At 70.8% G+C, this 21,890-nt stretch carries 19 protein-coding genes; 12 read left to right on the top strand and 7 right to left on the bottom strand.

Translation table 11 applies throughout. The annotated features are described in order from the left end of the window. Nucleotides 1-28 precede the first annotated feature (28 nt). Nucleotides 29-1,366, bottom strand: coding sequence for an ABC transporter substrate-binding protein (locus ACN20J_RS37305; RefSeq protein WP_419667596.1), 1,338 nt, complete (start codon nt 1,364-1,366; stop codon nt 29-31). A gap of 130 nt (nt 1,367-1,496) precedes the next feature. Further along, nucleotides 1,497-2,585 (bottom strand): LacI family DNA-binding transcriptional regulator, encoded by a 1,089-nt coding sequence (locus ACN20J_RS37300; protein WP_419667595.1) that lies wholly within the window; start codon nt 2,583-2,585, stop codon nt 1,497-1,499. Nucleotides 2,586-2,929: 344 nt separating this feature from the next. Between ACN20J_RS37300 and ACN20J_RS37295 the strand changes: the two genes are divergently transcribed. Then, nucleotides 2,930-4,744, top strand: coding sequence for a hypothetical protein (locus tag ACN20J_RS37295; RefSeq protein ID WP_419667594.1), 1,815 nt, complete (start codon nt 2,930-2,932; stop codon nt 4,742-4,744). 83 nt (nt 4,745-4,827) lie between these two features. Here ACN20J_RS37295 and ACN20J_RS37290 read toward each other — a convergent pair whose 3' ends face one another. Continuing rightward, nucleotides 4,828-5,280 (bottom strand): DUF6299 family protein, encoded by a 453-nt coding sequence (locus ACN20J_RS37290; RefSeq protein WP_361920518.1) that lies wholly within the window; start codon nt 5,278-5,280, stop codon nt 4,828-4,830. A gap of 235 nt (nt 5,281-5,515) precedes the next feature. Between ACN20J_RS37290 and ACN20J_RS37285 the strand changes: the two genes are divergently transcribed. The 9 genes from ACN20J_RS37285 (at nt 5,516) to ACN20J_RS37245 (ending at nt 13,056) form a co-directional block, all read left to right on the top strand. Then, nucleotides 5,516-5,728 (top strand): DUF5999 family protein, encoded by a 213-nt coding sequence (locus ACN20J_RS37285; protein ID WP_055615133.1) that lies wholly within the window; start codon nt 5,516-5,518, stop codon nt 5,726-5,728. A 227-nt stretch (nt 5,729-5,955) separates the two neighbouring features. Continuing rightward, nucleotides 5,956-6,798, top strand: coding sequence for a PaaX family transcriptional regulator C-terminal domain-containing protein (locus ACN20J_RS37280; protein ID WP_190226879.1), 843 nt, complete (start codon nt 5,956-5,958; stop codon nt 6,796-6,798). Between the two features lie 83 nt (nt 6,799-6,881). Further along, complete coding sequence (locus ACN20J_RS37275; RefSeq protein WP_419667593.1) at nt 6,882-7,775, top strand: sulfotransferase family protein; 894 nt, start codon at nt 6,882-6,884, stop codon at nt 7,773-7,775. After that, complete coding sequence (locus ACN20J_RS37270) at nt 7,772-8,215, top strand: hypothetical protein (RefSeq protein WP_419667592.1); 444 nt, start codon at nt 7,772-7,774, stop codon at nt 8,213-8,215. The genes ACN20J_RS37275 and ACN20J_RS37270 overlap by 4 nt, the downstream gene beginning before the upstream one ends. Beyond that, nucleotides 8,212-9,486: a glycosyltransferase family 4 protein gene (locus ACN20J_RS37265; RefSeq protein ID WP_361993574.1), complete on the top strand. Its 1,275-nt coding sequence runs from the start codon at nt 8,212-8,214 to the stop codon at nt 9,484-9,486. Before ACN20J_RS37270 ends, ACN20J_RS37265 begins: the two co-directional genes overlap by 4 nt. After that, complete coding sequence (gene cysC, locus ACN20J_RS37260) at nt 9,483-10,055, top strand: adenylyl-sulfate kinase (RefSeq protein WP_189841217.1); 573 nt, start codon at nt 9,483-9,485, stop codon at nt 10,053-10,055. Before ACN20J_RS37265 ends, cysC begins: the two co-directional genes overlap by 4 nt. Before the next feature lie 104 nt (nt 10,056-10,159). Then, nucleotides 10,160-11,038 carry a sulfate adenylyltransferase subunit CysD gene (cysD, locus tag ACN20J_RS37255; RefSeq protein WP_419669021.1) on the top strand — a complete coding sequence of 293 codons (879 nt, stop codon included), beginning with the start codon at nt 10,160-10,162 and terminating at the stop codon, nt 11,036-11,038. A 2-nt stretch (nt 11,039-11,040) separates the two neighbouring features. Next, complete coding sequence (locus tag ACN20J_RS37250) at nt 11,041-12,306, top strand: sulfate adenylyltransferase subunit 1 (RefSeq protein ID WP_419667591.1); 1,266 nt, start codon at nt 11,041-11,043, stop codon at nt 12,304-12,306. Between the two features lie 297 nt (nt 12,307-12,603). After that, the gene (locus ACN20J_RS37245; RefSeq protein WP_189841216.1) at nt 12,604-13,056 is read left to right on the top strand and encodes an ATP-binding protein; all 453 of its coding nucleotides are present in this window, start codon (nt 12,604-12,606) and stop codon (nt 13,054-13,056) included. 45 nt (nt 13,057-13,101) lie between these two features. Here ACN20J_RS37245 and argF read toward each other — a convergent pair whose 3' ends face one another. Together argF and ACN20J_RS37235 are read right to left on the bottom strand one after the other, a co-directional pair. Further along, nucleotides 13,102-14,109, bottom strand: coding sequence for an ornithine carbamoyltransferase (gene argF, locus ACN20J_RS37240; RefSeq protein WP_189841215.1), 1,008 nt, complete (start codon nt 14,107-14,109; stop codon nt 13,102-13,104). A gap of 155 nt (nt 14,110-14,264) precedes the next feature. Further along, on the bottom strand, nt 14,265-15,491 hold the full coding sequence (locus ACN20J_RS37235; RefSeq protein ID WP_189841214.1) for an arginine deiminase: 1,227 nt from the start codon (nt 15,489-15,491) through the stop codon (nt 14,265-14,267). Nucleotides 15,492-15,631: 140 nt separating this feature from the next. On the opposite strand from ACN20J_RS37235, the gene ACN20J_RS37230 reads away from it, so the two are divergent. Both ACN20J_RS37230 and ACN20J_RS37225 read left to right on the top strand, forming a co-directional pair. Next, nucleotides 15,632-16,768, top strand: a complete 1,137-nt coding sequence (locus ACN20J_RS37230; protein WP_189841213.1) for an SPFH domain-containing protein — start codon at nt 15,632-15,634, stop codon at nt 16,766-16,768. After that, on the top strand, nt 16,765-17,658 hold the full coding sequence (locus ACN20J_RS37225) for an NAD(+)/NADH kinase (RefSeq protein WP_189841212.1): 894 nt from the start codon (nt 16,765-16,767) through the stop codon (nt 17,656-17,658). Before ACN20J_RS37230 ends, ACN20J_RS37225 begins: the two co-directional genes overlap by 4 nt. Before the next feature lie 76 nt (nt 17,659-17,734). On the opposite strand, the gene ACN20J_RS37220 is transcribed toward ACN20J_RS37225, so the two are convergent. Both ACN20J_RS37220 and ACN20J_RS37215 read right to left on the bottom strand, forming a co-directional pair. Then, the gene (locus tag ACN20J_RS37220) at nt 17,735-20,278 is read right to left on the bottom strand and encodes a polynucleotide kinase-phosphatase (protein ID WP_419667590.1); all 2,544 of its coding nucleotides are present in this window, start codon (nt 20,276-20,278) and stop codon (nt 17,735-17,737) included. Then, nucleotides 20,275-21,756, bottom strand: coding sequence for a 3' terminal RNA ribose 2'-O-methyltransferase Hen1 (locus tag ACN20J_RS37215; protein WP_361920528.1), 1,482 nt, complete (start codon nt 21,754-21,756; stop codon nt 20,275-20,277). Before ACN20J_RS37215 ends, ACN20J_RS37220 begins: the two co-directional genes overlap by 4 nt. Nucleotides 21,757-21,890 lie beyond the last annotated feature (134 nt).

Raw genomic sequence — 21,890 nt, 5'->3', positions numbered from 1 at the left:
CGGCGGTGTGGTGTGGCACGGCTGCCGGTCAGCGGGTGGTGACGGACAGGCCGAGGCTCTTCAGGTCGGGCAGGGTCTTGCTCTGTGCCTCCCGGAGGGCCTCCAGGATGGTTCCGCTGCCGACACCGGCCCGCGCGAGCCCGTCGTCGCCGGAGCTGATCGTCGAGACCATGCGCGGCCCCCACTTCCATCGGGTGGAGATCAGCTCGGCCTCTCTCTGGAAGAGGCCGAAGATGTCCTGGCCGCCGTAGTAGCTGGTGTCCATCTCCTTGCGGGCGACCGGAACCAGGTCGGTCACGGTCGGATACGCGCTGCTGACCCCGCTGGAGAGCTTGGCGCGCAGCGCGTCCGGGCTGGTGACCATCCAGGTGATGAACTCCAGGGCTTCCTCGGGGTGCGTGCTGTCCTTGGTGACCATGAAGGTCGAGCCGCCCTGGGTGCCCAGTGACGGCTTCTCCGGGTCCCACTGCGGGGAGGGCGCGATGGCCCATTTGCCCTTGCCGCCCGGGGTGGAGGCCATCATCGAGCCCGCCGCCCAGGCGCCCGCCAGCCAGCCGGCCGTCTCACCGCTCTGCAGATGCGCCCGCCACTGCTGGCTGGACGAGGGCTCGACCCGCACCAGGTCGTCGTCGACCAGGCGCTGCCAGTACGCGGCGACCTTGCGGGTGGGGGCGTCGTCCATGGAGACGGTCCAGGACTTGTCGGAGGTGTCGTACCACTGGGCGCCGGCCTGCCAGGCGAGGCCGGCCATGGCGAGCGTGCCTCCGGTGGTGAAGAGAGAGGCGATACGGGAGTCGGGCTCGGCCTTCTTCAGCTTGCGGGCCGAACTCTGGAACTCCGCCCAGGTCCTGGGGACGGGGATGTCGTACTTGGTGAACAGGTCCTTGCGGTAGAGGAAGACCATCGGTTCGATGTCGACCGGCAGGGCGTAGGTGCGCCCCTCGAAGGTGGTCAGGTCCATCGCCTGCGGGATGATCTTGCGGCGCACCGAGTCGGGCAGCATGTCGGTGATGTCGCGGGGCACACCGTCGATGGCGTAACTGGGCAGCTGGGGATACTCGATGGTGGCGACGTCGGGGGCGTTGCCCGCCCGTGCGGCGTTGCTGAGCTTGGCCCAGCCGCCCTGGTCGCCGGAGGGGACCTGCTCGAAGTCGACCTTGATTTTGGTGTGGGTGCGGTTGTACTCGTCCACGACCTCCTGGCTGCCGCGCAGCGCCGACCAGAAGGTGATGTGCACCGGACCGTCTCCGGCGCTGTCGCCCTTCCCGCCGCCGGAGCAGCCCGCCACCAGCAGCATGGCGAAGATCGTGAGCAGTGCCGTCACGGCCGCACCTGAGCGTCTGACTGCTGGGCGTTGACCAGGCATGGGCCCTCCCGCGTCGTTGCTGGGTCATGGGCATCCTCAGCGGCAGACGAAAAAGGCGTCAATACATCGAACAGAAGAAACTAAAGCGGTCAAACGAACAATCCGGAGCGCCGAGCAACTTTTGACAGGGTCAGACCGCCGGCGCGGCCGTGGACTCCCTTATCACCAGGCCCGGCAGCAGCTCCACGTGCCGGGTGGCCCCGGGCCGCAGCCCGCCGCCCGCCGTGTCGAGCCGTCGCAGCAGCAGTTCGACCCCGGTCCGGCCGAGCTCCGTCTTGGGCGGGGCGACGGCCGTCAGCGAGACCGGTCCCATGTCGGCGACCACGTCGTTGTAGGCGACCACCGAACAGCGTCCCGGCACGTCGATTCCCGCCGCAAGCAGGCGTTGCACCAGCATCAGCGCGTCCATGTCGCTGTGGATCAGCACCGCCGTCGCGCCGCTCCTCCCGACCGCCTCGACCAGGTCGGACTCCCGTGGGTCGGCGACGCGCGGATCGGGACCGGCGGTGCTCGAACTGAGAATCGTGGGGCATCCCTCCGCGAGCCCCCGGGCGGCGGTCTGTTCGGCGAACTCGGCGCGGATGACCCGTGCGGTGGGGCTGTCGTCGCGCGCCGCCAGCACGATCCGCCGGTGTCCGAGACCGACCAGGTGCCCGAGCGCCAGATGCACGCCGTACGCGTGGTCCGTACGCACACAGTCCAGCGAGTAGATCCCGCCGGCCCGGGCGGGGCGCCGCTCCACCAGCACCGCGGGGACGTCCAGGGCGGCCAGCCACGAGTGGTCCGCCTCGGCCTCCGCCCGGGTGCGCCAGTGCGGCGACAGCAGCAGGCCGCGCGCGCCGGCGTCCACCGCCTGGCGCACCGCCTCGCGCTCCGACCCGCCGTCACCCGCGGTGATGTGCAGCGCCAGCCGCAGACCGGCCTTGGCGGCGGCCTCCCGCGCGCCCTGCACGGCCTCGGTGAGATACGTGTTGCTCTCCGGTACGACCATGGCGACCGCGTCACCGCCGACGGGGGCCTCCTCGGGCACCGGCCGCAGTGAGCGCGCCACCCCGTGCCCGCGGCGCACCTCCCCGCGCCGGGCCAGGTCCTCGACGTCCCGGCGCACCGTGACCACGGAGACGCCGAGTTCGTCGGCGAGATCGGTGATGCGCGCGACACCCCGGTCCCGCACCGTCTCCGCGATCCGGTCCTGCCGTGTCCGCGCCGACTCCCGCATGTCCCCCACCGCTCCCGCCCACATCGGCCGCGCCGCCCGGCCACCACCACGCGGCGGTTCGCACGATCGAGTTTCGCACGATGGCCCCATCGTAGCGATCAATCGATCAAAGTGACGGCCACGGCCGAGTTTCGTTGGACCGGGCGCTGGACCGGGCGGGCGGTTTCCGGTGTGCGCCCTACCGGGCCGTCCGGGGTCAGGAGGTGTGGCCTGGTAGGGCTGATCCTTCGCGCTCTCCGTGGACATCGAAGAATGAACGTCAAATGAACGTCGACGGAGGGAATCGCATCTACCTCCCCAGCAGTCCCTTCCGCCCCGCCCGCTCTGCCCCAGGAACAGTCTTCATGCGCGTACAGCCGTTCTCCGTGGTCGCCCCGGCACCCTCCGGACCCGACGCCGTCCTCGACGTCCCCCGGAAGTCCGTGTACCGGCCGCTTCGGCTGTGGGCGGGCCGCGTCCCGGTGCTCGCGGTCCTCGCCGTCCTCCCGCTGTACGGGGTGTGGGCAACGCTTCTCGCGACCGGCGGCGGCGATCTCGCGGCCCAGTACGCCTGGGCCGGTTTCTTCGCCCGGAACCCGGACTCGGTGTACGGACTGTTCTGGTACGGCGGCACGCACACCGCCAACTACAGCGTGCTGTCCCCGCCGTTGATGGCGATGCTGGGCGTGCGGACCGCCTCCGTCCTGGCCGGGCTGGCCGCCACCTGGCTGCTGGGCTCGCTGCTGGAGCGGACCGTCGCCAGGGTGCCGCTGTGGCCCGCGCTGCTCGGCGCTCTCGGGCTGTGGGCCAACGTCGCCTCGGGGCGCACCACGTTCGCCCTCGGGCTGGCCTTCGGACTCGCCGGCCTGCTGGCCGTGGCGGGCCGTCCGGCGCGGCGGGACCGGCTGACCGCGGGCGCCCTGGGAGCGCTGCTGGCCACCCTGGCCAGTCCGGTGGCCGGGCTCTTCCTGCTGGTGGCCGGTGCCGGGTATCTGCTCGACCGGCGGTACGCCAAGTGCCTCGCCCTCTCCGTGCCGCCCGTCGTCGTCTGCGCGTCGACGGCACTTCTGTTCCCCTTCCAGGGCGAGCAGCCCATGCCCGCGGTCCGCATGGTGCTGCCCCTGCTGCTGTCCGGCGCCGTGCTGTGGGCGGCTCCCCGGACGTGGCGGGTGCTGCGGGGCGGGGCTGCCGTGTACGCCGTCGGAGTCGTACTGACCTGTCTTGTCCCCTCGCCCATCGGCACCAACGTGGAACGGCTCGCGGCGCTCTTCGCCCCCGCGGTGCTGCTCGCGTGCCTGCGGGGCGCGGCCGGGTCGCGCGACGCACTGCCCGCCCTGCGGAGGGCCTTCACGCGGAAGACCTTCGTACGGCGGGCCTTCGGACTGGGTGCCTTCGGACGGGGAGCCTCCGCGCGGCAGACCTCCTGGTGGCGGACCTCCCCGCGCTGGGCCGCCCCGGTCGCCCTCGCACTCACCGCGTCGGTCGCCTGGACCACCACGACGACGGCCAACGACCTGCGGGTCACCACCTCCGTGCCGGCCTGGGCCACGCACACCGCCGGGGTGCTCGCCGAGCTCGACCGGCTCGACGCGGATCGCGACCGGGTCGAGGTGGTGCCTGCCCGCAACCACCGCGAGGCCACCCTCTTCGCGCCGCACGCGCAGCTGATGCGGGGCTGGAACCGGCAGTTGGACGTCGAGCGGGGGCGGCTGTTCTACGAGAGCGCGCTCGACGCCCCGCGCTACCACGCCTGGCTGCGCCACTGGGCCGTCGGCTATGTCGTCGTGCCCGACGGGACACCCGACGGCCCCGCCGAGCACGAGGCGGCCCTCGTCACCTCCGGGCAGGACTGGCTGGAGCCCGTGTGGCACGACGCGTACTGGAGGATCTACCGCGTCCGGGACGCCGAGCCGCTCGTCTCTGCGCCCGCGCAAGTGGTGCGGGCGGGCGAGGCGGCCGTGGTGCTGAGGGTGCCGGGGCCCGGGACCGTGACCGTCCGCGTCCGGTACTCGCCGTGGCTGCGGGCCGCCGGAGCCTGCGTACGGCCGGACGGCCCCTGGACACGGCTGACCGTGCAGCGTGCGGGCCTGTACCGGCTGGACTCCAGCTATGTGGACGGGCCCTCGGACGAGGACGGTTGCCTGCCTGCCGAGGACGGCTCCCGGCAGGGACTGCAGTGAGCCGGTGAAACCGGACCGGGCCCGCCCGCCGGGTCTCCTGGGACGCGGCGGGCGGGCCCGGTTCGGTACGTGCTCGTCGGCGGTCAGCCGACGAGCGTGATGTCCTGCTGCTGGCGTGCGTGGAAGTACGGCAGCGGCAGGCCGCCGGAACGCAGCTCCATCACCGTGGCCTCGACGCGGGCCGCACCCGGCTTGAACCGTCCCGGCTCGGTGCGGTCGGTGTTCGTCCAGCGGTGCTCGGCGCCGTCGCAGACCGCGCTGGTGCCCCCGACTCCCTTCCGCGACCTGCCCTCGCCCTGGCCGAGCGAGGAGCTCACGAAGACCGGTCCCGTGCCGCCCGTGCAGCGGTAGGTGCCGGAGAGGGTGACCGTGCCGTCCGCGGCGAGACGGCCCGTCGGGTCGACCGTCACCGTCTCGAACGGCCCCGACCGCTCGGACAGTTCGAGCGAGTCGGCGACGGCGTGCGCGGACGACGGGGCGGCGAGCAGCAGCAGCGCGGCACCGACGGCGGTGCCCATGACCTGGCGCAATGGCATTGGAGTACCTCCTGGAGTGGGGGTCTCCACAGGTACCGGCCCGGTGTGCTCGCGCGCGTGATCATCACCCCTTTGGTGGCGAGTCCGCACCATCCGTCCTGGGCACGTCCGAGTGTTGTCCGCGTGTTGTCACGCTTCCCTTCCCACTGTTCCGATGAGTTCGCGGCAGGAGGATGGTCTATTCACAACGAGGCGACGACAACGCCGCCGAACCCTTCGCACGTGGAGGTACGCCATGTGTTCCCACCAGTCTTCGTGCCCGTCCGCCGACCGCACCGAGCGCTCCCACCGCGACGACGCGCACATCGTCTCCGCGCACCCCGAGCAGGGCTGGTACCTGCTCTGCGACGGCGCGATCGTCTTCGACGACACCGGCGCGCTGCTGCCCGACGGCCGTATCGTCGCCCCGCACCGGGTGCCGGCCGCGCAGCTGACCATCGCGGCCTGACACTCCCCCGGATCCCCTCGGGGACGGGCCCGGCCTCCGCCGGGCGGCAAGGACCGACTATCGCGGCCCATTGACTGCCGTCACGAAGGCGATACGCTCCTGGCAGGCCGCAGCGGTTCCGGCTGCGGGCGGACGTCAACCGGGCACGTACGGAAGGCGGTTCCGTACGGAGGGAAAGTGATCCCGTGCCCCCGGAAGGTGATCAAGCGTGATGGTGACGATCTAGAGTGATCATCGTGTCCGAGCAGCACACTCCCCGGTCCCTCATCGTCACCTTCTACGGCGCGTACGGCCGCTTCGCCCCTGGTCCGGTACCCGTGGCCGAACTCATCCGGCTTCTCGCCGCGGTCGGCGTGGACGCGCCCTCCGTGCGCTCGTCGGTGTCCCGGCTCAAACGCCGTGGGCTGCTGGTGCCGGCACGCACGGCGTCGGGCGCGGCCGGGTACGTACTGTCGCCGGACGCGCGGCAGCTCCTCGACGACGGCGACCGGCGGGTCTACGCGGCCTCACCCCCCGAGGACGACAGCTGGGTGCTCGCCGTGTTCTCGGTGCCCGAGTCCGAGCGGCAGAAACGTCACGTACTGCGTTCCCGTCTGTCCGGCCTCGGTTTCGGGACGGCCGCCCCCGGGGTGTGGCTCGCGCCCGCCCGCCTCTACGAGGAGACCCGCCACACGCTGGAACGGCTGCGTCTGGACGCGTACGTGGAACTGTTCCGCGGCGAGCACCTGGGCTTCGCGGCGACGGCCGACGCGGTCGCCCGCTGGTGGGACCTGGCCGCGATCGCCAAGCAGCACGAGGCGTTTCTCGACACCCACGCGCGCGTGCTGCACGACTGGGAGGCGCGGAACGACACCCCCGAGGAGGAGGCGTACCGCGACTATCTGCTCGCCCTGGACACCTGGCGTCACCTCCCGTACGCCGACCCCGGGCTGCCTCCCGCGCTGTTGCCCGAGGACTGGCCGGGCGCCCGCTCGGCGGCCGTCTTCCGGGCGCTGCACGAACGGCTGCGGGACACGGGGGCGGCCTTCGCGGGCGTACCGGAGAACCGCCCCAAACCCGAAACCGTGTGACGCCAGACACACTTCGGACCGCTAAGGCAACGCTCAGGCTGCTCAGTCCCTCTTCTCATAATCCTTACCTAGCGTCGTGACGCATGAGTCTGATGCGCAGTCTGAACCGGGCGCTCTCCGCCACCACCGGCCTCCAGGTGCGTAGGGCCGCCGCCGTCGCACCGCCCGGGCCGAAGAAGACGGCGGCGAAACCCGGGAAGCGGCCCACGCCGGTGTACCGATGTCCCGCGCCCGTGGACCTCGCGACGGACCGGCTGCTTCGGGAGCCGGTCTTCATCATGTCGCCGGTGCGGTCCGGCTCGACCCTGCTGCGGATGCTCCTGAACGCGCACTCGCGGTTCCACTCCCCGCACGAGCTGCACATCCGCCGCCTGGAGGTCGACTTCGGCAGCAGGCTGTCGCAGCGCGCGATGAGCGCCCTCGACCTGGAGCGCGGCGATCTGGAGCATCTGCTCTGGGACCGGGTCATGCACCGCGAACTGGTCAGGTCCGGCAAGGACTTCATCGTCGAGAAGACGCCCAGCAACGCGTTCGTGTACCGGCGCATCCGAGACTGCTGGCCGGACGCCCGCTTCGTCTTCCTGCTCCGCCACCCGGTGTCCATCGCCCGGTCCTGGCACGAGGGCGATCCCGACAAGCGGACCTTCGACGAGGCCGCCGCCGACGCGCTGCGCTACATGCAGGCCGTCGACAACGCCCGCAAGGGGATCACCGGCGGTCACACCCTGCGCTACGAGGACCTCACCGCCGGCCCCGAGAAGGAGATGCGCCGCCTCTGCGCCTTCCTGGACGTGGACTTCGAGCCGTCGATGCTCGACTACGGCAGGAAGGACGACACACAGGTCGTGAAGGGCCTCGGCGACTGGCGGGACAAGATCCGCACCGGCCGGGTGCAGAGCGGCCGGGCACTGCCCGCCGAGGACGAGATACCGGCGATCCTGCGACCGATGTGCGCGGCCTGGGGCTACACCTCGTGAAGCCGCACGCCGAGATAGCCGAGGTCTGGCCGCGCGACGGGCGCGTCAGACTCGTCGGACACATCCACGGGCACCCCGCCGAGGGCGAGTGGCGGCTGCTGCTCACCCGGCGGAGCCACGCGGAACAGCGCCTCGACTATCCCGCGCAGGTGAAGGGCGACCGTTTCGAGGGCGAACTGCCCGTCGCCGACCTGGCGGCAGCGACCGACACCGCCGAGGCCGGGATCGGGGCCGAGGTCGAGGGCGGGGTCGAGGAGTGGGACATCCATCTCACCGACGGCGAGGTGGAGTTGCGGGCCGGACGGCGGCTCGACGACATCCACGGCAAGAAAAAGATCATGGTCTTTCCCGAGCAACGGGTACGCGGCACCGGCGTGCGTCCGTACTACACGGTGAAGGACAACCTTTCGCTGGAGTGCCGCACAGGAGCCTCGACATGACGATCCATCAGATCGGAGGGCGGCCGAAGGTCCGCTATCTGCTCCTGCACGCGTACGGACGCGGCGGCACCATCCGCACGGTGATGAACCAGGCCAACTCCCTGGTGCAGGCGGGCTGGCAGGTCGAGCTGGTGAGCGCGCTGCGCCGCCGAGACGACCTCCAGTTCCCGCTCGACCCGCGCGTAAAGGTCACGACGATCGTCGACCAGCGCGAGGAGGCCCACACCCCGCCGTCGGGCATGCTCGGCCGCTGGCAGGACTGGCGCCGCGGCCGACTGACCGAGCGGCCCGCGCGGCACATCCCGTGCGGCGAGTTCGGCTACCGCTACTTCAACCGGTACGTGGAACAGCGGCTGATCGCGTACCTCTCCTCGCTGCGCGACGGGGTCCTGGTGACCACGCGGCCCGCGCTCAACTTCCTCGCCGCGGAACACGCGACGGGCGGCGTGGTGCGCGTGGCGCAGGAGCACATGAACCACGGCACGCACAAGCAGGACGTGCGGCAGCGCATCCGGGAGACCTACGCGCGCTTCGACGCGGTCGCCGTCCTGACGGAACGGGACCGCGAGGAGTACGAGCAACTGCTGCCCGGCACCCGGGTCGTACGCATCCCCAACGCCGTGCACTCCCTCGACCAGGTGCCCTCGGACCACCGCTCGAAGATCGCGGTGGCGGCCGGGCGGCTCTTCCCGCAGAAGGGCTTCGACCTGCTGATCCCGGCGTGGGCGAAGCTCGTCGAGACGTACCCCGACTGGCAGTTGAGGATCTACGGCAGCGGCGAGAAGAAGGCCGAGCTGCGGGAACTCATCGAGGAGCACCACCTCTACAACCACGTGTTCCTGATGGGCCACACGGACCGGCTCGACGACGAACTCGCCAAGGCCTCCTTCTACGTGCTCAGTTCGCGCTTCGAGGGGCTGCCGATGGTGATGATCGAGGCGATGAGCCACTCGCTCCCGGTGGTGAGCTTCGACTGCCCGACCGGGCCCTCGGACGTGCTCACCCACGGAGTCGACGGTCTGCTGGTCGCACCGGAGGACCCCGACGCGCTCGCCGACGCCATGGCCAAGCTGATGGGCGACCGGGCGCTGCGGGCGGACATGGGCGTCGCCGCCGTACTGACGGCGGCCTCGTACGGACCGGACGCCGTGCACCCCCGCTGGGAGGCCCTCTTCCGCGAACTCCACGAGGTTCGTGAACTCCACGACCTCCATGAACTTTCCGATCAACGGCACCGCGTCGCGGGCGCCTCGAAGGGACAGCGCGCATGACCACCACGGCCAGGGGCCGTCAGAAGCCCCCCACCGCCCAGGGAGCCACCATCTGGCTCACCGGGCTGCCGAGCGCGGGCAAGACGACCATCGCCCGCTTCCTCGCCGGCCGGCTGCGGTCCGAGGGACACCGCGTGGAGGTCCTCGACGGCGACGAGATCCGCCGCTTCCTCTCCGCAGGACTCGGCTTCTCCCGCGAGGACCGCAACACCAACGTGCAGCGCATCGGCCTGGTCGCCGAAGTCCTCGCGCGCAACGGGGTGCTGGCGGTGGTTCCGGTCATCGCCCCGTACGCCGACAGCCGCGAGGCGGTCCGCAAACGGCACGAGGCCAGCGGCACGCCGTACATCGAGGTGCATGTCGCCACTCCGGTCGAGGTGTGCAGCGAGCGGGACGTGAAGGGCCTGTACGCGCGGCAGGCGGCGGGACAGCTGACCGGCCTGACGGGGGTCGACGACCCGTACGAGCCGCCGCCGGCCCCCGCGCTGTCCCTGGCGACGCAGTCGCAGACGCCCGAGGAGTCGGCGGACGCGGTCCACGCGGTGCTGGCGGCCAGGGGGCTCGTGTGACACCGGGCCCGACGACCGCCGACCGTACGCACGCGTCTCCACAGCAGGCGTCTCCGCAGCAGACGCCCGCACAGCTCGCGCTCCCCCGGCACGCGCTCTCGCATCTGGACGCTCTGGAGTCCGAGGCGGTGCACATCTTCCGCGAGGTGGCGGGTGAGTTCGAGCGGCCGGTGATCCTGTTCTCCGGCGGCAAGGACTCCATCGTCATGCTGCACCTGGCGCTCAAGGCGTTCGCGCCCGCTCCGGTGCCGTTCTCGCTGCTGCATGTGGACACAGGACACAACTTTCCGGAAGTCCTTGAGTACAGGGACCATGTGGTGGCCGCACATGGGCTGCGGCTCCATGTGGCCTCCGTACAGGACTACATCGACCGAGGTGTGCTGCGGGAACGTCCCGACGGGACGCGTAACCCGCTGCAGACGGTGCCGCTGACGGAGAAGATCCAGGCTGAGCGGTTCGACGCCGTCTTCGGCGGCGGACGCCGGGACGAGGAGAAGGCCCGCGCCAAGGAGCGGGTGTTCTCGCTGCGCGACGAGTTCTCGCAGTGGGACCCGCGTCGGCAACGGCCGGAACTGTGGAACCTCTACAACGGACGGCACGCGGCCGGCGAGCACGTCCGCGTGTTCCCGCTGTCCAACTGGACCGAGCTGGATGTGTGGCAGTACATCGCCCGCGAGGGCATCGAACTGCCGGAGATCTACTTCGCGCACGAGCGTGAGGTGTTCCAGCGGGCCGGTATGTGGCTGACCGCGGGTGAGTGGGGCGGCCCGAAGGAGAGCGAGACGGTCGAGAAGCGGCAGGTCCGCTACCGGACCGTGGGCGACATGTCCTGCACCGGCGCCGTCGACTCGGACGCGGTGACCCTCGACCAGATCATCGCCGAGATCGCCGCCTCCCGGCTCACCGAGCGGGGCGCCACCCGCGCCGACGACAAAATGTCCGAGGCCGCGATGGAAGACCGCAAGCGCGAGGGGTACTTCTAGAGATGACCGCCACCACCTCCACCACCGCTGCCGTCGCCATGTCCCGCACCACCGTGGACACACTGCGGTTCGCGACCGCCGGGTCCGTCGACGACGGCAAGTCCACCCTCGTCGGCCGGCTGCTGCACGACTCCAAGTCGGTCCTCACCGACCAGCTGGAGGCCGTGGAGCGCGTCTCCCAGAGCCGTGGCCAGGACGCGCCGGACCTGGCCCTGCTCACCGACGGCCTGCGGGCCGAGCGCGAGCAGGGCATCACCATCGACGTGGCGTACCGCTACTTCGCCACGCCCCGGCGCCGGTTCATCCTCGCCGACACCCCCGGACACGTGCAGTACACCCGCAACATGGTCACCGGCGCCTCCACGGCCGAACTGGCGATCATCCTGGTCGACGCCCGCAACGGCGTCGTCGAACAGACCCGGCGCCACGCGGCGATCGCCGCGCTGCTGCGCGTCCCGCACATCGTGCTGGCCGTCAACAAGATGGACCTCGTCGGATACGAGGAGAAGGAGTTCGAGCGGATCGTCGAGGACTTCGCGGGCCACGCCGCGGAGTTGGGCCTGCCCGGTTTCACACCGATCCCCGTGTCGGCCCTGGCGGGCGACAACGTGGTGGACCGCTCGACGCGTATGGACTGGTACGAGGGTCCGGCACTGCTCCGGCACCTGGAGTCCGTCCCGGTCGGCGGCGACCGCTCGGGCGAACCCACGCGCTTCCCCGTCCAGTACGTGATCCGGCACGCCGAGATCCGTTACTACGCGGGCCAGTTGGTCTCCGGTTCGCTGCGCGTCGGGGACCGGGTGACGGTCCACCCCTCCGGCGAGACGTCCGCGATCACCGGCATCGACGTACTCGGCGAGGATGCGCGGGAGGCGTACGCCCCGCAGTCGCTGACCCTGCGCCTGGCCGACCAGCGCGATGTCTCGCGCGGCGACATGATCACGACCGGGGCGGACGTGCCCGCGCTCACGCGGGACGTCCGGGCCGCCGTCTGCCATCTGGCCGACCGTCCGCTGCGGGTCGGCGACCGGGTCCTGGTCAGGCACACGACCCGTACGGTCAAGGCGATCGTGAAGGATCTGGCCGGGGCCGCCGAGCTGACCGCCAACGACCTTGGCCGGATCACCCTGCGCACCGCCGAGCCGCTGGCGCTCGACGACTACGCGGACTCGCGCCGCACCGGGGCGTTCATCCTGGTCGACCCGGCGGACGGGGCGACGCTGACGGCGGGGATGGTCGATCTGAGGGAGGCCGGCTCGCGCGTGTGAGCCGAGGGAGAACGCCGAAAGAGAACAGGGCCGTGGGGGCCAGGCACACACGTCGATGCCTGGCCCCCACGGCTCTGTTGCGCTTTGGTGACTGCCGTCATGAATGCACGACAACTCGGTCACGGAGTCACGACTCGTCGATAGGCCGGTAACGACAGGCGCAGAACACGGGATGCGGAGCGTTCACCTGGGTAAGCAGCCCGATACCGGGCCGAACGTCCCGAAAAAAGCCCGCCGAGCGCCTCTGCCCGGTTGCGTCGTACCATTCCTAAAGTTGAAAGCAGGACATCCTGCTCCATGAACGGACCCGCCTTGCACGATCCCCACGCTCCAGCCTCCTGGCGCATCGCTCTGCCGCACACCGCTGCGGCCGTGCCGGTCGCCCGCGCCCTGGTCCGTACCGCGCTCGCCGAGCTGGAACACGCCGCCGACAGCGACACCGCCGAACTGCTCACCGCCGAGCTGGTGGCGAACGCCGTGGAGCACACCAAGGGCGACAGGCCCATAGAGCTGGTCGTGGAGCTGCTGCCGACCGGCTGCCAGGTCGAGGTGCACGACCCGGACCCGGCCCCGCCGGGCGATCTCACGATCCCCGACCCGTCGGGCGAGCCGGACCCCTGGCAGGAGCACGGCCGCGGGCTGCTGCTGATCCGCGCCCTCAGCTCGTCGTGCGGACACCGCCCCACGGACTCCGGGAAGGCGGTCTGGTTCAGGCTGCCGGCGGTGCCGCACCAGCGGAACCCGCTGTAGCTCAACCCGTTGCAGCGACGGCGTCACCCACAGCGCTCACAGCGCTCAGGCGAGGGTCGCGACCAGCACCGCCTTGATCGTGTGCAGCCGGTTCTCCGCCTCGTCGAAGACGACCGAGTGGGCCGACTCGAAGACCTCGTCGGTGACCTCCAGCGAGTCCAGGCCGTGCCGCTCGTGGATGTCGCGGCCGACCTTGGTACCCAGGTCGTGGAAGGCCGGCAGACAGTGCAGGAACTTGACGTCCGCGTTGCCGGTGGCGCGCAGGACGTCCATCGTCACCGCGTACGGGCCGAGGGCGACGATGCGCTCGTCCCAGACCTCCTTGGGCTCACCCATGGACACCCAGACGTCGGTGGCGACGAAGTCGGCGCCCGCGACCCCCTCCGCGACGTCCTCGGTGAGCGTGATCCGCGCCCCGCTGCGCACGGCGAGCTCGCGCGCCCGGTCGACGATCTCCTCGGCGGGCCAGTAGGCCTTGGGCGCGACGATCCGTACGTCCATGCCGAGCAGCGCGCCGGTCACCAGGTAGGAGTTGCCCATGTTGAAGCGCGCGTCGCCGAGATAGGCGAAGGCGATCCGGTTCAGCGGCTTGGTGGTGTGCTCGGTCATGGTGAGGACGTCGGCGAGCATCTGGGTCGGGTGCCAGGCGTTCGTCAGGCCGTTGTAGACGGGCACGCCCGCATGGGTGGCCAGCTCCTCGATGCCCTCCTGGCTGTCCCCGCGGTACTGGATCGCGTGGAACATCCGGCCGAGCACCCGTGCGGTGTCCTTCACGGACTCCTTGTGCCCTATCTGTGAGCCCGACGGGTCGAGGTAGGTGGTGGAAGCCCCCTGGTCCGCGGCGGCGACCTCGAACGCGCAGCGCGTGCGCGTCGAGGTCTTCTCGAAGATCAGCGCGATGTTCCGGCCCCGCAGGTGCTGGATCTCCGTCCCGGCCTTCTTCGCCGCCTTCAGCTCCGCGGCGAGCCCGATCAGGCCGCGGAACTCCTCCTCCGTGAAGTCCAGCTCCTTCAGGAAGTGGCGGCCGGCGAGGGCGTACGGGACTGTCGCCATGGGGGCGCTCCAGGGTTACGTAAACAGGGACTCTTGGAATTCTATACGATGCTCCACATTTCTATACGGAATCATTATCGAGACGTAGGACTCACTTTCGAGGCCCTGAACCTCCGGCCCGACCGCCACCAGTCCGGCCACTAACGGCCCTGTCGCTAACCGACCGGATCCCGTACCACCGGACAGCTCATGCACCGCGGCCCGCCCCTCCCCCGCCCCAGCTCGCTCCCCGGGATCTCGATCACCTCGATGCCCTGCTTGCGCAGATGCGTGTTGGTGGTCTGGTTCCGCTCGTACGCGACGACGACGCCCGGCTCGACCGCGAGGACGTTGCAGCCGTCGTCCCACTGCTCGCGCTCGGCGGCGTGCACGTCCTGCGTGGCGGTCAGCACCCGGATCCGGTCGAGCCCCAGCGCGGCGGCGATCGCGCGATGCATGTGCTCCGGCGGATGGTCGGTGACCTTGAGCTCCTTGTCGCCGACGCCCGGTTCGATGGTGTACGACCGGAGCATGCCGAGCCCCGCGTACTGGGTGAAGGTGTCGCCGTCGACCATCGTCATGACCGTGTCGAGGTGCATGAGGGCGCGCTTCTTGGGCATGTCGAGCGCGACGATCGTCTGCGCCGAGCCGGTGGCGAACAGCTTGTGCGCAAGCATCTCCACTGCCTGGGGTGTCGTCCGCTCGCTCATCCCGATGAGCACGGCGCCGTTGCCGATGACGAGGACGTCCCCGCCCTCGATGGTGGACGGGTAGTCGGCCTGCCCCTCGGACCACACGTGGAACGCCTCGTCCTGGAACAGCGGATGGTGCCGGTAGATCGCCTCGAAGTGCACGGTCTCGCGCTGGCGGGCGGGCCAGCGCATGGCGTTGATGGAAACGCCGTCGTAGATCCAGGCGGAGGTGTCGCGGGTGAAGAGGTGGTTGGGGAGGGGACCGAGGAGGAAGTCGTCGAGTTCCATGACGTGGAAGCGCACGGAGGTCGGCTCCGGGTGCGCCTCCAGGAACTCCCGCTTGGTCATCCCGCCGACCAGCGCCTCCGCCAGCTCGCCCGCGGGCAGCGCCTCGAAGGAGGCTCTGAGGTGGTCGGTGGCCAGCGGCCCGTACTCCTTCTCGTCGAAGACCCTGTCCAGGACGAGCGATCTGGCCGCCGGGATCGCCAGGGCCTCTGTCAGCAGGTCGCCGAAGAGATGGACGGTGACTCCGCGGTCGCGGAGCACGTCGGCGAAACCGTCGTGCTCCGCGCGGGCCCTGCGCACCCACAGCACGTCGTCGAAGAGCAGGGCGTCCTTGTTGCTGGGGGTGAGCCTTTTGAGCTCTAGATCCGGCCGGTGCAGGATGACGCGGCGCAGCCGCCCGGCTTCGGAGTCGACATGGAATCCCATGCCTCCATCCTGACCACCGGTGACCGTCTTCACCCCCCGGTCGACCGTTTCCGCGATTTCTTGTTCTCGTCCTCTTGACGATTAGGGAGGGCGATGATTATCGTCGCACTGACGAAAAACATGGAGGGGGTCGCACACACATGGCCGACATCACCCGGCGCCTGGGCTGGCGCCATCTGCGCGGCGCGCCGACGGCACACGTCCGGCACCACCGGGGCACCAAGCTGCTGCACGACGGGCCGGGACTCAGCTTCTGGTTCCGCGCGCTCACCGCGGCACTCTCCGAAGTCCCGGTCGACGACCGGGAGTTGGCGATGACCTTCCACGCCCGTACGTCCGACTTCCAGGACGTGGCGGTGCAGGCGACGGTCACCTACCGGGTCAGCGACCCGGCACTCGCCGCCGCCCGGCTGGACTTCTCCATCGACCCGGACACCGGAGTGTGGCGTGGTGCGCCGCTGGAACAGCTGGGCACGCTCCTCACGGAGACGGCCCAGCAGCACGCACTCGACGTCCTCGCCCGTACGACGCTCTCGGCGGCCCTGGTCGACGGGGTGGCGGCGGTCCGCGAGCGCGTCGCCGTCGGCCTGGGCGCGGAGCCCCGCCTGCCGGCCACCGGTATCGAGGTGGTCGCGGTGCGCGTGGTGGCACTGCGCCCGGAGCCCGAGGTGGAGCGCGCCCTGCGCATGCCGGCCCGGGAACTGATCCAGCAGGAGGCCGACCGGGCCACGTACGAGCGCCGGGCCGTGGCCGTCGAGCGGGAGCGGGCCATCGCCGAGAACGAACTGGACAGTCAGATCGAACTCGCCCGCCGCGAGGAGCAGTTGGTCGACCAGCGCGGTACGAACGCCCGTCGCGAGGCGGAGGAGCACGCGGCTGCGGACGCGGTACGGGCGGGTGCGGAGGCGGCCCGGACGGTACGGCTGGCCCAGGCGGAGGCCGAGCGGTCGGTCAAGCTGGCGGAGGCGGAAGCGGAGCGGTCGGTCAAGCTCACCGACGCCGAGGCGGCGCGCACCGTGAAACTGGCCGATGCCGAGGCCGCCCGGTCCGTTCGGCTCGCTCGCGCGGAGGCCGAGGGTGCGCGCGAGGTGGGCGAGGCACGGGCGCAGGCCCAGGCCGCGTGGCTGCGGGTGCACGGCGAGGTGGACGTGGCGACCCTGCACGCCCTCACCGGGACGCGGCTCGCGGAGAACCTGCCGAACATCGAGAGCGTGACGGTGTCGCCGGACGTGCTCACCGGGCTGCTCGCCAGGTTCGGGACCGGAGAGCGGGCGTGAGTCTCGCACCGCGGATCGTGGTGGTCCACCGGACCACGGAGTACACCGAGTTGGTGGCCCACCACGGCACGCACGGGCAGGCCGCGTTCTTCCTCTCCTCTCGCGGCCGGGACATCGCGGAGATCGCCGAACGCCATCACCGAACCCGGCGCGCACTGACCGACGTCACCTCGGCGATTCCCCTGACCTGGCGTCAGACGCTGGTCGAACGGCGTGACTTGGACCGTTTCCTGTTCGCGCCGGAGGACGTGGTGGTCGTGGTCGGCCAGGACGGTCTGGTGGCGAACGTCGCCAAGTACCTCACCGGCCAGCCGGTGTTGGGCATCGACGCCGACCCCGGCCGCAACCCCGGTGTCCTGGTCCGGCACCGGCCGAAGGACGTGCCGACGCTGCTCCCGGCGGTCCTCACCAGCGCCGTCGACGAACTCACCATGGTCGAGGCCGTCGCCGACGACACGCAGCGGCTGGTCGCGCTCAACGAGATCTATCTCGGCGCCGTCGGACATCAGACGGCCAGATACCGCCTGGGCCTGGAGGGCGACGGGGATGTCGTCGAGGCCCAGGCATCCTCCGGGGTGCTGGTGGGAACCGGTACCGGGGCGACCGGATGGATCCGGTCGGTGTGGCAGGAACGGGGCAGCTCCCTGCCCCTGCCACGCCCCACGGAGGACCGCCTGGTGTGGTTCGTCCGCGAGGCATGGCCGTCACCGGCGACCGGCACGTCCCGGGTCGCCGGCCAACTCGCGGCCTCGTCCCGCCTCAGCCTCACCGTCGAGTCCGAACGGCTGATCGCGTTCGGGGACGGGATGGAGGGGGATGCGGTGGAGCTGACCTGGGGGCAGACCGTGCGGGTGGGGGTGTGCGGGGAACGGTTGCGGTTGGTGGGCTGAGACGCCGGGACTTCCGGCGCTTCCGGCGCTTCCGGTGGGGAGGCCGTCCCGCCGCCTCCCCACCGTCGGCTGATGCCTACAACCGCGGATCCACCGGTTCCGACTCCAGCGCCAGCACCCCGAACACAGCCTCGTGCACCCGCCACAGCGGCTCCCCCTCGGCGAGCCGGTCAAGGGCCTCCAGCCCCAGGGCGTACTCCCGCAGCGCCAGCGACCGCTTGTGGTTGAGGAAGCGGCCACGCAGACGGTCGAGGTTCTCGGGCCGGGTGTACTCGGGACCGTAGATGATCCGCAGGTACTCCCGCCCCCGGCACTTGATCCCGGGCTGGACCAGCCGCCCGTTCCCGCCCCGCACCACGGCCCCGTCGGGCTTGACGACCATGCCCTCGCCCCCGCGGCCGGTCATCTCCAGCCACCAGTCGACCCCGGCCCGCACCGACTCGGGATCACCCGTGTCGACGAAGAGGCGCCGGGTGGTCTGCAGAAGCCCGGACGCGTCGTCCGCCACCAGCCGGTCGATCAGAGAGAGCTGCTCCTCGTGCGGCAGAGCCGCGAGGCTCCGCCCGCGCACGGCGAGGATCTGGAAGGGCGCGAGCCGGACACCGTCGAGCCCGGACGTGGTCCAGCAGTAGCGCCGGTACGCGTCGGTGAAGGAGGCGGCGTCGACGGCCCGTTCCCGCTGCTTGACCAGCAGGTCCTGGACGTCGACACCACGCGCCGCCGCCCCTTCGAGCGCGGCCACCGCTCCCGGGAAGACGGCTCCGGCCGCCGCACCCACCGCGGCGTACTGCGAGCGCAGCAGCCCGGAGGCCTTGAGCGACCAGGGCAGCAGCTCGGCGTCGAGCAGCACCCAGTCCGTCTCCAGCTCCTCCCACAGACCCGCCTCGGTGACGGCGGCCCGCACCCGACCGAGGACCTCCTCGGTGACGGCGGAGTCGTCGAAGAAGGGGCGCCCGGTGCGGGTGTAGAGCGCGCCCGACACCCCGTTCGCGCCGAACCGCTCGCGCGCGGTCTCCTCGTCCCGGCACACCAGCGCCACCGCCCGCGAACCCATGTGCTTCTCCTCGCACACGACCCGCGCGACCCCGTCGGCCCGGTACTGCTCGAACGCCTCGACCGGGTGCTCCAGGTAGCCCTCCACCTTGGAGGTGGCGGTGGGCGCCATGGTCGGCGGCAGATACGGCATCAGCCGCGGGTCCACGGCGAAGCGGCTCATGACCTCCAGCGCCGCGGCAGCGTTCTCCTCGCGTACGGAGACACGTCCGGCGTGCCGGGTCTCGACGACCCGGCGGCCATGCACGTCCGCGAGGTCCAGCGGACGCCCCTCGTGTCCGCCGGGTGCCTCGGAGGCCAGCGGCTTGACCGGCTCGTACCAGACCCGCTCGGCCGGTACGTCGACGAGTTCGCGCTCCGGCCAGCGCAGCGCGGTGAGCTTGCCGCCGAACACGGCACCGGTGTCCAGGCAGATGGTGTTGTTCAGCCAGGTGGCCTCCGGGACCGGGGTGTGGCCGTAGACCACGGCCGCCCTGCCCCGGTAGTCCTCGGCCCACGGGTAGCGCACCGGCAGCCCGAACTCGTCGGTCTCGCCGGTGGTTTCGCCGTACAGCGCGTGCGAGCGCACCCGGCCCGACGTACGACCGTGGTACTTCTCGGGCAGTCCGGCGTGGCAGACGACGAGCCTGCCGCCGTCGAGGACGTAGTGGCTGACGAGGCCGTCCACGAACTCCCGTACCCGGCCCTTGAATTCGTCGCTCTCGCCCTCCATCTGCTCGATGGTCTCGGCGAGGCCGTGGGTGTGCTGGACCTTGCGGCCCTTGAGGTAACGGCCGTACTTGTTCTCGTGGTTGCCCGGCACGCACAGGGCGGCGCCCGAGCCGACCATGGACATCACCCGGCGCAGGACGCCCGGGGTGTCGGGGCCGCGGTCCACGAGGTCGCCGACGAACACGGCCGTACGGCCCTCGGGGTGCACGCCGTCCGCGTAGCCCAACTTGCCGAGCAGCGACTCCAGTTCGGAGGCGCAGCCGTGGATGTCGCCGATGATGTCGAACGGTCCCGTGAGGTGGGTCAGGTCGTTGAACCGCTTCTCGGTGCGGACCTCGGCGCTCTCGATCTCCTCGACGCCCCGCAGGACGTGCACCTTCCTGAACCCCTCGCGCTCCAAGTGGCGCAGAGAGCGGCGGAGTTCGCGGGTGTGGCGCTGGATGACGCGGCGCGGCATGTCGGCGCGGTCGGTGCGGGAGGAGTTGCGTTCGGCGCACACCTCCTCGGGCACGTCGAGCACGACGGCGATGGGCAGCACGTCGTACTTCCTGGCGAGCTCGACGAGCTGCTTGCGGCTCTCCTGCTGCACGTTGGTCGCGTCGACGACCGTGCGCCGACCCGCCGCGAGCCGCTTGCCCGCGATGTAGTGCAGGACGTCGAAGGCGTCGCCGCTGGCGCTCTGGTCGTTCTCGTCGTCGGCGACGAGGCCCCGGCAGAAGTCCGACGAGATCACCTCGGTCGGCTTGAAGTGCCTACGGGCGAAGGTGGACTTGCCCGAACCGGACGCGCCGATCAGCACGACGAGGGACAGGTCGGTGACGGGCAGGGAACGAACCTTGTTGTCGGTGCTGGTCATGCGGCCTTCTCCTCCTTCGTGTTCTGGTCCTTCGTGTTCTGGGCGCCCACCGTGAAGACGGCCATCTGAGTGGGCGGTCCGACCTCGGGGTCGTCGGGCCCGACCGGCACGAACTCCACTCCGTACCCGTGCCGTTCGGCCACCGTCCCCGCCCAGCCGCGGAACTCCTCACGCGTCCACTCGAAGCGGTGGTCGCCGTGCCGGACATGGCCGGCGGGGAGGGTCTCCCAGCGGACGTTGTACTCGACGTTCGGCGTCGTCACGATGACGGTCCTGGGGCGCGCCGAGCCGAACACCGCGTACTCCAGGGCGGGCAGCCGCGGCAGATCGAGGTGCTCGATGACCTCGCTCAGCACGGCGGCGTCGTACCCCTTGAGCCGCTTGTCCGTGTAGGCCAGCGAGCCCTGGACGAGCTTGACGCGCTCGGACTGCCGCTCTCCCATCCGGTCCAGCTTGAGCCGCCGGGAGGCGATGGTCAGGGCGCGCATCGAGACATCGACCCCGACGATCTCGGTGAACCGCGTGTCCTTGAGCAGCTCCTGCACCAACTGGCCCTGCCCGCAGCCCAGATCGAGGACCTTCGCGGCATCGGTGGCCTTCAGCGCGCCGACGATCGCGTCCCGCCGCTGGACGGCGAGCGGTACCGGCTTCTCCTCCGTGTCCGTCTGCTCGTCGACGGCGTTGTCGATCTCCTCGACCGCGCTGTCGTCCGTCTCGGCGAGCCGTACGAGTTCGAGACGCTCCATGGCCTGCCGGGTCAGCGACCAACGGCGGGACAGATAGCGGCTGGTGATCAGCTTCTGCTCCGGGTGGTCCGGCAGCCAGCCCTCCCCGGCCCGCAGCAGCTTGTCGACCTCGTCGGACGACACCCAGTAGTGCTTGGCGTCGTCGAGCACCGGCAGCAGGACGTACAGATGCCGCAGCGCGTCGGCCAGCCGCTGCTCACCCTCCAGTACGAGGCTCACGTACCGCGAGTCGCCCCACTCGGGGAACTCGGTGTCCAGCGCCACGGGTTCGGCACTCACCGTCCAGCCGAGCGGCTCGAACAGCGCCCGTACGAGATCGGCGCCGCCACGGGCCGGCAGTGCGGGCACCTCGACGCGCAGGGGCAGCGGACGCGCGGGCAGCTCGGGCTTCGCCTGGCAGGTGCCCTTCATCGCGCTGGAGAACACGCTGCTCAGCGCCACGGCGAGCAGGGACGAGGCGGCGTACGGCCGGTCGTTGACGTACTGCGCGAGGGCCGCGTCCGGGGCCCCGCCGCGGCCCTTGCCCTTGCCGCGCCGGACCAGTGCCACCGCGTCGACCTCCAGCAACAGCGCCGCCGTGCAGCGCTCCACGCTCGCCTCGGGGTAGACGACATGCGCCTTGCCGTAGGAGGTGGAGAACGCTTGCGCCTTGTCGGGATGCTTGTGCAGCAGGAAACCGAGGTCGGTCGCGGGGCGCTCTGGGGTGCCGGTGGTACTGATCGTCAGGAACACTGTGAAAATACCTCAAGACATCTTCTGATCTGCGGAAAAACATGGGCTGAAGAACCCGCGTGCACAACGCGTGCACACCAGCCGGGCACCTGTGAACCTCAGCGGTGAGAGAGAGCGCCTCGGCGATCACTGCT

The sequence above is a fragment of the Streptomyces sp. 2-1 genome (genome assembly GCF_048564895.1).
Classification (GTDB): domain Bacteria; phylum Actinomycetota; class Actinomycetes; order Streptomycetales; family Streptomycetaceae; genus Streptomyces; species Streptomyces phaeochromogenes.
Note: the sequence above shows the minus strand (reverse complement) of the source record. Positions and strands in the feature narration are given on the sequence as shown.

Coding starts and splice junctions, on each gene's coding strand:
- ACN20J_RS37220 (WP_419667590.1), bottom strand. CDS start 20,278: ATGACCAGCACCGACAACAAGGTTCGTTCCCTGCCCGTCACCGACCTG.
- ACN20J_RS37245 (WP_189841216.1), top strand. CDS start 12,604: ATGAACGGACCCGCCTTGCACGATCCCCACGCTCCAGCCTCCTGGCGC.
- ACN20J_RS37285 (WP_055615133.1), top strand. CDS start 5,516: ATGTGTTCCCACCAGTCTTCGTGCCCGTCCGCCGACCGCACCGAGCGC.
- ACN20J_RS37235 (WP_189841214.1), bottom strand. CDS start 15,491: ATGGGATTCCATGTCGACTCCGAAGCCGGGCGGCTGCGCCGCGTCATC.
- ACN20J_RS37300 (WP_419667595.1), bottom strand. CDS start 2,585: ATGCGGGAGTCGGCGCGGACACGGCAGGACCGGATCGCGGAGACGGTG.
- ACN20J_RS37275 (WP_419667593.1), top strand. CDS start 6,882: ATGAGTCTGATGCGCAGTCTGAACCGGGCGCTCTCCGCCACCACCGGC.
- ACN20J_RS37290 (WP_361920518.1), bottom strand. CDS start 5,280: ATGCCATTGCGCCAGGTCATGGGCACCGCCGTCGGTGCCGCGCTGCTG.
- ACN20J_RS37250 (WP_419667591.1), top strand. CDS start 11,041: ATGACCGCCACCACCTCCACCACCGCTGCCGTCGCCATGTCCCGCACC.
- ACN20J_RS37305 (WP_419667596.1), bottom strand. CDS start 1,366: ATGCCTGGTCAACGCCCAGCAGTCAGACGCTCAGGTGCGGCCGTGACG.
- cysC (WP_189841217.1), top strand. CDS start 9,483: ATGACCACCACGGCCAGGGGCCGTCAGAAGCCCCCCACCGCCCAGGGA.
- ACN20J_RS37230 (WP_189841213.1), top strand. CDS start 15,632: ATGGCCGACATCACCCGGCGCCTGGGCTGGCGCCATCTGCGCGGCGCG.
- argF (WP_189841215.1), bottom strand. CDS start 14,109: ATGGCGACAGTCCCGTACGCCCTCGCCGGCCGCCACTTCCTGAAGGAG.
- ACN20J_RS37265 (WP_361993574.1), top strand. CDS start 8,212: ATGACGATCCATCAGATCGGAGGGCGGCCGAAGGTCCGCTATCTGCTC.
- ACN20J_RS37295 (WP_419667594.1), top strand. CDS start 2,930: ATGCGCGTACAGCCGTTCTCCGTGGTCGCCCCGGCACCCTCCGGACCC.